This is a genomic window from Aurantimonas sp. C2-5-R2, assembly GCF_036549495.1.
GTDB lineage: Bacteria > Pseudomonadota > Alphaproteobacteria > Rhizobiales > Rhizobiaceae > Aurantimonas > Aurantimonas coralicida_A.
Window position 1 is genome coordinate 1 of the sequence record NZ_JAZHLJ010000091.1, and the last position, 12,099, is coordinate 12,099.

The following is a 12,099-nucleotide window of genomic DNA, read 5'->3' on the forward strand; positions in this document are numbered from 1 at the left end:
TTCCCATGAAGCACCTCCTGCTCACAGAGAATCAAACCGAACATCAAATGGGAACCCGTCGATTCAAATTATTCGCCGGATGCTCTAGGCGATGGGTGCCGTGGATCTGCGCATACACGGGAGCCCGCGTAAATGAGATCACGCAGCTTCGACGACAGGATATCAAACAGATCGATGGCATATGAGTGTTTCATATTACGCCCGAAGCGGGAAGCGTGAAGACTAACCAGTTTCGTGACGTACCAGTACATCCTCATCTGATCGAGCAGGGATTTCTGATATTTGCGAAGGCGAACGCGACTGGGCCGATGTTCTATGATCTTAAACGACGCAGAGGGGGGGGCAGCGGCCAACCCGATCTACAAGAAGATGGGCGAGAAACTGGCAGAATGGGTGCGAGGCCTCGGAATAACCGATTCGAATGTCAGTCCAAACCACGGATGGCGACATCGCTTCAAGACCGTTGGCCGCCGCTCAGGTATGCAGGAGAGTGTGCTTGATGCAATCCAAGGGCACTCATCCGGCACTGAAGGCCAGCGCTATGGATCGTTTCCAGTTGAGACAATGTTGGATGAGCTTGAAAAAATACCGCGATATGAACCGCCCGGAATCGAAACTCTTCCGAAAGCTGCGTGGCGGAGCGTAGAGGCGCAATAAGAGCAGGGGAACCTGGATTCCCAGCACACTTTCGATGCCGCCCGCTACTCGCGACCGTTGATGCGTTGAAAAGGTCGATCAATGCGATTTTGGACCACCTGGGTGGCCCCGTCAAATCACGACGATTTTTCAGATCGGGTCGGATCAACTAGCACTACTTTGGCACTCTTGGTTTATCGGTTTCCGCGATGAGCATTTCACAATGAGGACATCGCAGGGGCGGAGGCCGTGCGAAGAGATCGAGGATGGCTTGCCTGATCGCCGGCATGCTGGGTTGTGGCGGCGGACCTGTGACTCTTTTTTTTCCGTCCCGCTGCTTTGAGGCGGCGGGATTGGAGGAAGGCGTAGTGTCCGTTTCGAAACTCACTGCGGCGGGTTCAAAGGCCCCTCGGATGGTCGCTCCGCAATGACATGATACCCGATTTCCGCGGGTTTGGGCGTCCCGGGTGAACCATGGAGGCTGGTCTTGGCAGGGTTTCGAAACGGCCTCGTAGGCGATGATCGTCATCAGGGCATGTCGGTGTAATCCCGTCTAGGATCGGCCTTCGAAGTGGTCGAGTCCAAGCTCTTCCTTGAGTTGCTGGTGCGCCTGTTCACAGATCCATCTGGCCTTGATGGCAGCGGCGNGTCATCAGGGCATGTCGGTGTAATCCCGTCTAGGATCGGCCTTCGAAGTGGTCGAGTCCAAGCTCTTCCTTGAGTTGCTGGTGCGCCTGTTCACAGATCCATCTGGCCTTGATGGCAGCGGCGCATCCTGATGGTGGCATCGCCTGGCAGGTTCGACACATAGTATTTCTGCTCTCCGGTTACGGTGTCGCGGTTCTGGGGGAGGCGAGCGTTCCCCATGTGGTGCTGCGGACGTTCTCGAAAGCCTACGGGCTGGCGGGGCTGCGCGTGGGTTACGCCGTCTGCTCGGATGGCGAAATCGCCCGCGTACTCGCCGCCGCGAAAACGCCGTTCAATGTCAATGGCGCCGCTCAGGTCGCGGCGATCGCCGCCCTTGCCGATCGCGCCTGGATGGAGGCCTCGGTCGCCCGGCTCCGGGGCGAGCGGGAGCGGCTTCGCTCGCGCCTCGCCGAGCTCGGATATCGGATCGCGCCGTCGCAAACGAACTTCCTGTTTCTCGATTGCGGCGGGGACAGCGCCGAACTGGCAAATGCGCTCCTTGCCGACGGCATCATCGTCAAGGCCTGGCGGGAGCCGGGCTACGAGCGATATGTTCGCGTCACCGTCGGTACGGCGGAAGACAACGACCGGCTGGTCGCCAGCCTGACGCGCCAAAGCCGCGCCTGATGGATACCGCTAACCAACTATCGCGTGTGCCAACCGAGCTTGTCGCCGAGCTGCGTTCCATCGTCGGGCGCGCCCATCTCCGGGAAGGCGAGGCGGTTAAGGCGCTCGACCCGGGAGAGGACGGTGCCAATCTCAAGGCCGGTATCGTGGTCGCTCCGGCCACGACCAATGAGGTGGCCGCCGTTCTCGCCCTTTGCAACCAGAACCGCGTGCCGGTCGTGCCGCAGGGCGGCCGCACCGGGCTGGTCGGCGGAAGCGTGTCCCGGCCCGGCGAGATCGTGCTGTCGCTTCGCCGCATGACCCGTATCGAACGGCTTGATCCAATCGAACGCGTGGCTGTGGTCGAAGCTGGCGTGACGTTGGAAGCCCTGCAACAAGACGCGATCCGGCATCGGCTGGAGCCCGGTATCGACATTCCCTCGCGCGGAACCGCCACGATCGGCGGGATGATCTCGACCAACGCCGGCGGCATCATGGCCTTTCGCAACGGCGTCATGCGGCACCGGGTGTTTGGCATCGAGGCGGTGCTGGTCGACGGAACGGTCTATTCCGACATGACGCGCGTGGTGAAAAACGCCGCCGGATACGACCTCAAGCATCTGTTTGTCGGCAGCGAGGGAACTCTCGGCGTTGTCACCCGTGTCGTGCTGAAACTGGAACCCGTGCCGCTGGCGACGGCGACCGCGCTGTTCGGTCTGCCCTCGGTTGCCGCGGTTCTCGACGTGATCCGGTTGGCCATGGACGCTCCGGTGGGGGAGCTGCGGGCCGCCGAGGCGCTGTGGCGATCGTTCCTCGATTTGACCGCCGCCGCGTGGAACTGGTCCGATCAGAGTCTCAAGCGTACCGCGCCAGTTTTTCTCCTGCTGTCTCTGGGCGGTCGTCGCGAATCGGAGTTGCGCGCGTCCTTCGAAGCAATTTTCGAAACCGCGTTCGACCGCTATCCGGACATGACCGGCGTGATCGCTATGTCGGGCCGACAGGAAACAGAGCTGTGGCGGCTTCGCGAAGACACCGACGCCATCTATCGTCGCTATCCGGGCGCTCCGTCCTTCGACGTGTCGCTTCCGCAGTCCGAGATCGCGCGGTATGTGGAGAGCGTCGTCGCCCGGCTGGCAACCCTCGATCCGGCCTTCGAGCCTTATGTGTTCGGCCATCTCGCGGACGGCAATCTGCACATTGTCCTCGACCGCGCCGGACCGCTAAATGCCGAAACGAATGCGCGTGTCGAGGCAATTCTCTACCGCGATATCGTCGGTGCCGGCGGGTCGTTTTCGGCGGAACACGGGATCGGAAGCAAACGACTGGGGCCGATGGCGGCCCTCGGCGGCGGCGGCAAGCTGCGATTGATGGTGGCCATGAAGCGGTTTCTCGATCCGAACGGCATTCTCAACCCGGGCAAGGTGGTGCCGGCGACGGGCTGACGTCCTATCGCCTGGATTCGTTGCGGGGCGGGACCACGGCCGTCGAGGCCGGACTGTCAGCGCGGGTGCTTTTCCCGACGCGCGCGTCGTGCCGCCGCTTCCGCCATCACGCAAAGGAGCTCAAACATCATCGTCGCCCCGGTCAGGGCGGTGAGGCCGGTTGGGTCGAGAGGCGGCGAGACCTCGACGACGTCGGCGCCGACGATATCGACCCCCGCCAGCAGGCGCACCAGCGCCTGCGCCTCGAATGTCGATATCCCGCCGATCTCCGGCGTACCGGTCCCAGGCGCGAAGGCGGGATCGATCACGTCGATGTTGAAGGAAACATAGGTCTGGCCGGACCCGGCGAGAGCTCGTGCTTCCTCCATCACGCTTTCGACGCCGCGTGCCCGCAATTCCTCGATGAAGATCAGCCGTACTCCGGCCTGCCGCGCGAAATCATAGTTCGTCGCATCCGAGATTGAGCCGCGAAGGCCGATCTGCACCATGCGCTGCGGATCGAGAAGCCCTTCCTCGATGGCGCGCCGAAAAGGCGTGCCATGATTGTAGCGGTTGCCGAAAAACGCATCATAGGTATCGGAATGGGCGTCGAAATGGATGAGACCCAGCGGCGAGCCGCCGGTGATGCCGCGAAGAATTGGCAGCGTCACGAGATGATCGCCGCCGGCGGTCAGCGGCACGGCCTTTGCGTCGCGGAGGCTTTGGTAGAAAGCAGCGATGGACTTGAGGCTTTCGCTGGCGTCGACCGGGTTGACCGGCGCGTCGCCGCAATCGCCCACCCGGACGGGCCATTGGCAGCCGCATGAATGTCGAGGGCCCGGCAAAGCGCGGGACTGCGCCAGAATCAAGAGGCTGATAGGCTGAAACAGGCCGGTTGGTCACAGGTGAACCTCATGCGAGCGGTGTATGCCGTTTTGAACGATGCTGCCCTCTAACAGGTTCGCGGTCAAAGTGTGTGGGCGGGGTGGAGAAATCGGGCTGAAGCTGACGGTGGTTCCGTGAGGAACGGCGCCCCAATCAGGGCGAAGCCGCGATCCGGATGCGCCGGATTGAGATGCTTTGGGGAACCTTTCGGCAGAGGCCGCATCCAATGCGTCGACGTGACCGCATCAGGCGGAACGCTCGAAGCAAGGAGATGCCCCGATGAGAATCCTTTCCGCCACGCTGGCGATACTGGTCGCCGCCTCGCTGCCGGCCCTGGCACAGGATGCGTCCGCGGACGTTAAGCAGTCCCCGCCGGGCGGCGAATACAAGCAGGTGAGCACGCTGGTAAAACTGCCGGACTTCCTTCCGGGGATGGGACAGCTCTTCGTTGATCCGGCAACACTCCCGGCGGGACCGTTCCTCGCCTATGACCACGATGGCGCCCTGGTCAGCACGATCTATATGCTGCCGATCAAGGACCTCAATCCGGACAAGCGCTTCGAGGATCTTGCCGCCCCCGGCGGCGCGGTCGACCATGTCGATGTCTACTTCAATGCCGGCCATCCCGGCGTCGAGGAGCCGCATGCCCATGTCGTTCTGTGGCATGTACCGACGGCCGATGAGGCGAGGGTCGCGCAGTGACCGTCACCAGGCGGAGCGTATTGGAGGCCGGCGGGGGATTCCTCGCCGGCCTCGTCATGGGGTTGGCGGAGGCCGCCGCTGCCGCAGGCGATGTCGTCGAGATTGCCATGCGTGGCAAGGCGGACGGCTCGTATGTCTGGTTCGATCCGGTTGGCGTCCTGATCCGGCCTGGCCAGACCATCCGTTGGACAAACCGCGACGCCGGCAATTCGCATACGGCCACCGCCTACCATCCGGCGATGTTCCAGCGTCCGCGCCGAATTCCGGTCCCCGCAAAACCCTGGGATTCGGGTTATCTTCTGCCGGAGGAGTCGTTTGCCGCTGTGTTCGCGGAGCCGGGCGTCTACGACTATTACTGCGTGCCGCACGAGCAGGCTGGAATGGTCGGACGCAGGTGGGAACCCAGGCAAAGCTCGAATCGGACATAGCGCCGACCGATCCCGATCCGATGCCCTTGCCCGAGGCAGCGCTCGCCGGATTTCCGGCGGTGGAAGACATCCTCGCGAAGGGCCTTGTCCGGCGCGAATGATTGCCGGCCGAATCAAGAAGGGAGCGGATATGAGCATTCTATCGGCAGTCGTGGAACGGCATACGGAACTCGACGGATCGAGCGATGCAAGGCTCGTCGAAGTTGCTCTTGAAGGCTGCGAGAACGCCGTTCGCCTGCTGATCAAACGCAACAACCAGCGGCTGTTTCGCGTGGCGCGGGCGGTCCTCCATAGCGACGGCGAGGCCGAAGACGTCGTGCAGGAAACCTATGTCCGCGCCTTCACGAAACTCCACACGTTTCGCCATGACTCGTCGTTTTCGACCTGGCTCACTCGGATCGCGCTCAACGATGCGATGGGACGTGTGCGCCGACGTCGGCCACTCGCGACGATGGACGATCTGGACTCTGCGGCGGCCAGTGGTGAAGGAGGGGGTGTCATCATGTTTCCCACCTCACTGATACCGCCTGCTGCGGATGCCGAAGTGGCGCGAAGTCAGGTCCGTGCATTTCTGGAACAGGCGGTCGACGACCTTCCGGAGTCATTCCGCATCGTGTTCATTCTTCGCGATATCGAGGACATGACCACGGAGGAGACGGCGGAGCATCTCTCGGTCAAGCCGGAAACGGTCAAGACCCGGCTGCATCGGGCGCGCCGGCTGTTGCGGGCGGCGATCCAGGCGCGGCTGTCGCCGACATTCGCCGAGCTGTTCCCCTTCGATGGTGCGCGCTGCGAGCGGATGGCCGACCGCGTGGTGGACCGTCTGCGAACGCCCGCGGGAGCCGAGCCGACATTCCCACGGACGACGTCGTGACGCCGGACGGTCTTGTCGTGAGCGGGGTGCTCGTCGGCACGCTCGCGCCGCTCGGTCGACGTCAGGTTCCGAGCGGCATTGACAAGCAGAGGACCGACAGCGCGGTCGACATCTTGCGTGCCGGGCTTGTCGGCGACGAACAGGGTAACAAGAAAAATCATGGCGGCCCGGAGAAAGCCATCCATCACTATCCGTTTGATCACTATGCCGCGTGGCGGGTGGATGCTCCCGCCCTGGCTTGGCGTCTCACCGCCGTCGGTGCTTTCGGCGAGAATATCTCCACGACCGGGATGAGCGAAACCAATGTCTGCATTGGCGATGTCTACCGGCTTGGCACGGCGCTCGTCCAGGTGTCGCAGGGCCGACAGCCCTGCTGGCGGCTCAACGAGCGTTTCGGCGATCCTGAAATGGCCCGGAGGGTTCAGGAGAGCGGTCGAACAGGGTGGTATTACCGCGTTCTCGAGGAGGGCAGGGTCATCGTCGGCGATACCATCAGCCTCGTGGATCGTCCCATCGAAAGCTGGACGCTCGAACGGGTCATTCATGTTCTCTACCGCGACACGCTGAACGCCGCCGATCTCGGGCAACTTGCCGCTTTGCCGCATCTGGCGGAAGGCTGGCGCGCGTTGGCTCGGCGACGGCTTGAGCGGCGGACCGTGGAGGATTGGTCTGCCCGCCTGCGAACGCCGGCTGAAACGTCTCTGAACCGTGAGTGAGCGGCGCCGAGGCCGTCCTCACAAAAACATGCACTCGCATCTTGTTTTCCGAATGGCGGCATATAAGATGCATTTTTAATGCATCTTATAATGTGGAGGCGCGTATGCCCGCCGTTTCGCAAGGCTCTTCTCCGGGCAACGTCTCTTCGCCAACCACGCGCTTCGCGCGCGTAGATGACGAGACCATTGGGCGCCTCGTCGATGAATTCTACGTCCGGATTCGCCACGATCCCGTGCTCGGCCCGGTCTTCGAGGCCGTGATCGCGCCGGAAGCGTGGCCCAAGCACCTTGCGACGATGCGAGACTTCTGGTCGTCGGTGATGCTGACGTCCGGCCGTTACAAGGGCAATCCGCTGGCCGTTCATAGCCGGGTCGAGGGTCTCGGGCCCGAGCTCTTCGAGCCATGGCTGGTGCTGTTTGCTCAGACCGCCGACGAGCTGTTCGAGGAGGAGTTCGCGGCGATTTTCCGCGAGAAGGCCGGGCGCATCGCACAGAGCATCCGGATCGGCCTGTTCTACAGGCCCGAGTTCGATCGGCCGCGGGCGGTGTGATGACCTTTGTCGTCACCGAAGCCTGCATCAAGTGCAAATACATGGACTGCGTCGAAGTCTGTCCGGTCGACTGCTTCTATGCCGGCGACAACATGCTGGTCATTCATCCCGACGAATGCATCGATTGCGGGGTCTGCGAACCCGAATGCCCGGCCGAGGCCATTCTGCCGGACAGCGATCCGGGAGCCGATGCCTGGCTCGGGCTGAACAAGCAATATGCCTCGGTCTGGCCGAACATGGCGATGATGGGCGATACGCCCGCCGATGCCGATACCTGGAAGGACGTGCCGAACAAATTCGAAGATTACTTCAGCCCCGAACCGCACAAGGAACCGACCGAGGCGTGAAGAGGGCCAGGGCATCGTCCGGACGATGCAGAGCCGCACCTGGTGTGCTGCAGGGGCGTCAACCCGTACGAGCGCGCTGTTCGGCAACGGCGACCCAGTCCCGCAGCAGTCCCTTGTCCTCCTTGGAAAAACGCGCCCGGCGCTTCAGGTCGTCAAAGCTGTCGTCCGGATGGTATTTTTCATAATCGGCGCGAACCAAGGCTCCGAGCCGGTCCTTTTCGCAGCCGGGACCGGTGTTGCCTGGTGTGATGTCGGCGCAAAGGTTCACGCCGGGGCCGTCCGGGTTCGAGGCGGCCGTGCACTCGTCCCGTAGCTCCTGTTATCGGATGACCATAAGGCCATCCCGACACTCATGACGACAGCCATAATGGTCGTAGCAATGTCTCATCGTTGTCCGCGCCGGCCAGCCACTCACCCATGGCCCGGATAAGAGCGGCCAGACCCACTTCCTCGACACAGTCGGCGGCAACTTGCGGCGCCACCCAGGATCGCAATCGCTGCTGTCGCTCCGGCCAATCCGCCAGCTCATCCCTGACATGCAAGGGGTAGACCGTGACCTGGCAGACCACGCATCGTCCGCACTTCAGCCGCTTCAGATATTCGAAGGATCCGATCGCCTTGGGTTCGATGTCGCCCTCGACGCCCGCCTCCTCGAAGGCTTCCTGTGCCGCAGCCTCGGCCGGCGAAAACCACTGCATGGGCCAGCCTTTGGGGATGACCCATCGTCCAGTGTCCCGGGAGGTTATCAAAAGCACCTGAAGGTCCCCATCCGGCGTAAAGCGGTACGGGATCGCTCCGTATTGTTTCTGAGGTGTCTGATCCAGACTGCGGGGACCAACCGCGGGACTGCGGACGTGTTGGTTCATCTGTTGATGCTCCCACTGTTACTGCGCGTACAGGACGCGTCGATCCCCCCATAATGTTGGCTTCCAGCCGCCTATAAGGTTTGGGGCGTTGCCAGCGCGAAGCTGGTCGATGTGGTCAAACGCCGAGGGAACGACGGGGACCAAGCCGTGACTTTCGCGTCGAACGACGGGACGAGCCATCCCGGCCGCCCGCAAACAAAATGCGATGCCACCCCGGCGGATGACGTCCGCCGATAAACAATTGAACTGCAGCATTACTGACTCCCGCCGTCGGGGGCGCCGGCGGAAAACGCACGGCGTCCGTAACGCGACAGACACGGACGAGTGGGATGAGGGAAAATGCCTAGCTCACCCGGACGCGAAGCTAGGGCTTCGGGCGCGTCCGGGTTACGATCCCGCTTTGAGGCGCTTTGGCTCTCGCGGAGTGCAAGGCAAATAAGTAATCATGCATCAAGAGATTGGCCAAATATTTCCGGAAGTCAAGTAGGAGAACCAGGCCGACCGGGAGCGACCTTGACAGCTTCGATCAAAAGACCCAGATATGTTGCATGACGAATCTGACCGACCATCGCGAACTGATCAAGGACTGGGATTTCCTGGTCGCAGGATCCTAGGCCCAGCTCTGTCGTTTATCGATCAGAGACTGGGTTGAGACGGTCATACTAAATCCATCACAAGCTTCAGACGCTGTCGGACATAGGTCGGCAGACGTGCAGGATGGATTTACTTTCCGATATTTCCGGATTGGTTGCGTCGGCGCAAGACTGCGTCGTTCGTGATCCGTGGGTTTAGCGAGAGCATCGTCATGCGTCATACCTTCAAGAATCAACGTTTACCGAAGATAACGGTCAGCCAGAGTGACCATGAGCGTCTGAGCAAGCTTGCGTCTGCGATGCTGGAGCGCATCCCGGATGTGGCCGAGGAACTGCTGTCGGAGCTCGACCGGGCCAGGGTCGTCTCCGATCGATCTATGCGCCCCAACACCGCGCGGATGGGCTCGACACTTGAATATCGGTCCGACGACGGCCAGCAGCGGCAGGTGACGCTCGTCTTTCCGGTCGAGGCAGATATTGCCCAGGGCAAGGTTTCGATCTTGACCCCGATCGGCGCCGCCTTGATCGGGTTGACCGAAGGTCAGTCCATCACGTGGTCGGCTCGCGATGGCCGTCGTCATCAGCTGACGGTCCTGTCGGTCAAGCAGCCCGACAGGACTGCCGACCCAATCGCGAGGCCGACCACCCCGCGCTGGTTCTCACGTGATCGCGAATTGGCAACAGAAGGCGACGAGGTCGGATGATTCGACACCTCGTGATTCACCGGGCAGGTCTCCTGCTCGCTGGGTCCTGAGTTCGGCTGGACGCGGTCACACGCCAAGCCGAGCGGGTTTTGAATCCTTTGGCGTTTCGATCGGAGCGGCACTCCGCTTCACTGGAGCAATTCATGTCCATCAATCACGCATGTCTGATGACGGGTCGCGACTACACCATTCTTCAAGCGAAATTATCACGTGCGCTGGCGGACGGAGATAGCATGGTGCCCGCGCTGCGGCACAAGTTGCGGAATTCCGTCGTGGTCTTTGGTCAGGACATTCCTCCGGATGTCGTGACGCTCAACAGCCGGGTCGTGTATCGCCTGGGAACGGGAACGATGGAGACCCGGGTTGTTGTCGACGAAGGGGAACGGGAAGTCGTCGGCATGACACTCCCGATCACCACGCCATTGGGCTTGGTGCTTTTGGGAATGTCCGTCGGAGACAGGTACGTCTACATCGGCTCCAATGGCTTTGAGGTGAGCGTGTCGGTCGAGAGGGTCGCCTACCAGCCGGAGGCGGCACGCTACACGGGCTTAAGGGTCAGTCGGCCCACGACGCCGGATGATCAGCCCGATCTTCGCCGTGATCGCGGTACGATCATTCCCTTCGGCCGGCCGCAAGGCAGGCCTGAGCCGTCGCGGACGGGCATTGACGACCCGGGTCCGTCCGCCGCCTGACGGCTGCCTCGCGTCTTGTCGTCGAGGACGGTTACGCCGGGCCGAAGTCCCGAAACCTACGATGATGAAGGCCGCCGCTGTTCCTAACAGGAACGGCGGCAGCCTTCGGCTGAAGCAATCTGAAGAACGACACCGGGTAGCAATAGCGGACGCATCCCAGAGATAGCAATTCGCTATCGGATTGTATTCTTTGGTATTGGTGGGTTTATTGAAATATGCAATTCTATAAATTATGTTATAGTAGAATATATTTATTATAACGTAGGGAGAGGAAGATCAGCTATGCATTCACGTATCGATGATAAAAACTCCCTTGCGTTAATATTCTATCTGCATTCCATGGTGACTCCCGCACGTTTTCTTCGCGGGCGCTAAAAATTTAGCGTCCGCCGACACAGGCGTCGTCTGTTCAACTGACCGGAGGCAAGCGTGAGTGCGACAAGTCGCACTTGTCGCGTTCTGCATCGAGCCTCCAGTGCAACGCCGTTGCTTCTCTTTGGGCGGCGGCAAGCCAGGTCACCTGTCAAGGATTTGTGGAAATGGCTCCCACCAAAATCAAGTTAGATACCTCTCAACAACAATCCGCGGCTCTCGGTACAACTTACGTCGAACGGATTGAAGCACCCGCAGGCATCGCGCGGAAGAGGCTTCGTGTTCGTTCCGATGATCTCGTGGACGAAACACTGGAAGCTTCGTTCCCAGCAAGCGATCCGCCGAGCTGGACCCTCGGGTGACGTAAATTCTTCGAAACAACGAGATCAATGATCTTATTATTGCAGTGGTGATGTGATGTCGAGACAACTCAATCTTCGAACGCCCAATCTTTTGAGGCGAACCGTGGTGAGAGCGGTAAACTGGTTCGATCGGGTGATACTCAATCCGATTATGCGGCGAAAGGCGATAGCGGACCTTTCTTCGCTCGACGACGCACTACTCGCCGACATCGGCCTGACGCGAAACGAGATCGCGCGGGCGGTCGATGGTCTGGTGCATCGGGGCGGCAATTCCGACGCTCGTCAGGTCGCCGATTTCAAGCCGGCATCAGTAAAGCCGGCCCAAGAACTGCGGCGGGCAGCCTGACGCGAAGGACGATGACAGGGATTTCAGCCATCGTCCCTTGTCATCGAAACGGACTTGGAACAATTACATAACCAGCTTCGGCAGAAGCGGGTGCGAAACCACGCCGCTTCCGCAATCAGCAAATCCGCGTATACGGGGTAATGACGATGGCGCACGACGTGCGTGAGGTGCTTGCCTCGGTCAAGGGTTTGTTGGGTGGAGGCGGCGCTTTCATTGTTGGCAACTGGAGATCTCGAAAAACCTCCCCATTCGGCCCGTTTTATGATTCCATTGACCTGACCGAGATCGGGAGGATGGCATGCGGGGACAGC

The 12,099-nt window shown here is 61.1% G+C and carries 14 protein-coding genes and 2 pseudogenes; 11 read left to right on the plus strand and 5 right to left on the minus strand.

All coding sequences use genetic code 11. The features are described 5' to 3' along the window. Positions 1-854 precede the first annotated feature (854 nt). Both VQ044_RS25880 and VQ044_RS21500 read right to left on the minus strand, forming a co-directional pair. Positions 855-1,004: pseudogene (locus VQ044_RS25880) on the minus strand (IS701 family transposase); the annotation flags it as partial. 312 nt (positions 1,005-1,316) lie between these two features. Then, positions 1,317-1,461: pseudogene (locus tag VQ044_RS21500) on the minus strand (IS701 family transposase); the annotation flags it as partial. 45 nt (positions 1,462-1,506) lie between these two features. On the opposite strand from VQ044_RS21500, the gene VQ044_RS21505 reads away from it, so the two are divergent. After that, entirely contained in the window at positions 1,507-1,950 is a 444-nt protein-coding gene (locus VQ044_RS21505; RefSeq protein WP_442872986.1) for an aminotransferase class I/II-fold pyridoxal phosphate-dependent enzyme, read from the plus strand. After that, a complete protein-coding gene (locus VQ044_RS21510; protein WP_327649524.1) occupies positions 1,950-3,371 on the plus strand; it encodes an FAD-binding oxidoreductase in 1,422 nt (473 codons plus the stop codon). Before VQ044_RS21505 ends, VQ044_RS21510 begins: the two co-directional genes overlap by 1 nt. A 56-nt stretch (positions 3,372-3,427) precedes the next feature. On the opposite strand, the gene VQ044_RS21515 is transcribed toward VQ044_RS21510, so the two are convergent. Further along, on the minus strand, positions 3,428-4,150 hold the full coding sequence (locus tag VQ044_RS21515) for an arginase family protein (protein WP_327649525.1): 723 nt from the start codon (positions 4,148-4,150) through the stop codon (positions 3,428-3,430). Positions 4,151-4,514: 364 nt separating this feature from the next. On the opposite strand from VQ044_RS21515, the gene VQ044_RS21520 reads away from it, so the two are divergent. The 6 genes from VQ044_RS21520 (at position 4,515) to fdxA (ending at position 7,853) form a co-directional block, all read left to right on the plus strand. Further along, positions 4,515-4,937 (plus strand): DUF5602 domain-containing protein, encoded by a 423-nt coding sequence (locus tag VQ044_RS21520; protein ID WP_327649526.1) that lies wholly within the window; start codon positions 4,515-4,517, stop codon positions 4,935-4,937. Further along, entirely contained in the window at positions 4,934-5,365 is a 432-nt protein-coding gene (locus VQ044_RS21525) for a plastocyanin/azurin family copper-binding protein (protein WP_327649527.1), read from the plus strand. The genes VQ044_RS21520 and VQ044_RS21525 overlap by 4 nt, the downstream gene beginning before the upstream one ends. A gap of 130 nt (positions 5,366-5,495) precedes the next feature. After that, a complete protein-coding gene (locus VQ044_RS21530) occupies positions 5,496-6,239 on the plus strand; it encodes an RNA polymerase sigma factor (RefSeq protein WP_327649528.1) in 744 nt (247 codons plus the stop codon). Further along, the gene (locus tag VQ044_RS21535) at positions 6,236-6,955 is read left to right on the plus strand and encodes an MOSC domain-containing protein (RefSeq protein WP_327649529.1); all 720 of its coding nucleotides are present in this window, start codon (positions 6,236-6,238) and stop codon (positions 6,953-6,955) included. Before VQ044_RS21530 ends, VQ044_RS21535 begins: the two co-directional genes overlap by 4 nt. 104 nt (positions 6,956-7,059) lie before the next feature. Further along, positions 7,060-7,506 (plus strand): group III truncated hemoglobin, encoded by a 447-nt coding sequence (locus tag VQ044_RS21540; protein WP_327649530.1) that lies wholly within the window; start codon positions 7,060-7,062, stop codon positions 7,504-7,506. Then, positions 7,506-7,853 carry a ferredoxin FdxA gene (gene fdxA, locus VQ044_RS21545; protein ID WP_327649531.1) on the plus strand — a complete coding sequence of 116 codons (348 nt, stop codon included), beginning with the start codon at positions 7,506-7,508 and terminating at the stop codon, positions 7,851-7,853. The genes VQ044_RS21540 and fdxA overlap by 1 nt, the downstream gene beginning before the upstream one ends. Positions 7,854-7,911: 58 nt before the next feature. On the opposite strand, the gene VQ044_RS21550 is transcribed toward fdxA, so the two are convergent. Continuing rightward, positions 7,912-8,121: a hypothetical protein gene (locus tag VQ044_RS21550; RefSeq protein WP_327649532.1), complete on the minus strand. Its 210-nt coding sequence runs from the start codon at positions 8,119-8,121 to the stop codon at positions 7,912-7,914. Positions 8,122-8,203: 82 nt separating this feature from the next. Further along, positions 8,204-8,719 (minus strand): NUDIX hydrolase, encoded by a 516-nt coding sequence (locus tag VQ044_RS21555; protein WP_327649533.1) that lies wholly within the window; start codon positions 8,717-8,719, stop codon positions 8,204-8,206. Between the two features lie 805 nt (positions 8,720-9,524). On the opposite strand from VQ044_RS21555, the gene rnk reads away from it, so the two are divergent. The 3 genes from rnk to VQ044_RS21570 all read left to right on the plus strand — a co-directional run bounded on the left by rnk (position 9,525) and on the right by VQ044_RS21570 (position 11,788). Further along, positions 9,525-10,016, plus strand: a complete 492-nt coding sequence (gene rnk / locus VQ044_RS21560) for a nucleoside diphosphate kinase regulator (protein WP_327649534.1) — start codon at positions 9,525-9,527, stop codon at positions 10,014-10,016. Positions 10,017-10,159: 143 nt separating this feature from the next. After that, complete coding sequence (locus VQ044_RS21565; protein WP_327649535.1) at positions 10,160-10,708, plus strand: GreA/GreB family elongation factor; 549 nt, start codon at positions 10,160-10,162, stop codon at positions 10,706-10,708. A gap of 840 nt (positions 10,709-11,548) precedes the next feature. Continuing rightward, positions 11,549-11,788, plus strand: coding sequence for a DUF1127 domain-containing protein (locus tag VQ044_RS21570; RefSeq protein WP_327649536.1), 240 nt, complete (start codon positions 11,549-11,551; stop codon positions 11,786-11,788). Positions 11,789-12,099: the final 311 nt, after the last annotated feature.

Excerpts from the sequence above, each read along its gene's own strand:
- VQ044_RS21510 (WP_327649524.1), top strand. The coding sequence starts at position 1,950 with ATGGATACCGCTAACCAACTATCGCGTGTGCCAACCGAGCTTGTCGCC.
- VQ044_RS21520 (WP_327649526.1), top strand. The coding sequence starts at position 4,515 with ATGAGAATCCTTTCCGCCACGCTGGCGATACTGGTCGCCGCCTCGCTG.
- VQ044_RS21530 (WP_327649528.1), top strand. The coding sequence starts at position 5,496 with ATGAGCATTCTATCGGCAGTCGTGGAACGGCATACGGAACTCGACGGA.
- VQ044_RS21540 (WP_327649530.1), top strand. The coding sequence starts at position 7,060 with ATGCCCGCCGTTTCGCAAGGCTCTTCTCCGGGCAACGTCTCTTCGCCA.
- fdxA (WP_327649531.1), top strand. The coding sequence starts at position 7,506 with ATGACCTTTGTCGTCACCGAAGCCTGCATCAAGTGCAAATACATGGAC.
- VQ044_RS21555 (WP_327649533.1), bottom strand. The coding sequence starts at position 8,719 with ATGAACCAACACGTCCGCAGTCCCGCGGTTGGTCCCCGCAGTCTGGAT.
- rnk (WP_327649534.1), top strand. The coding sequence starts at position 9,525 with ATGCGTCATACCTTCAAGAATCAACGTTTACCGAAGATAACGGTCAGC.
- VQ044_RS21565 (WP_327649535.1), top strand. The coding sequence starts at position 10,160 with ATGTCCATCAATCACGCATGTCTGATGACGGGTCGCGACTACACCATT.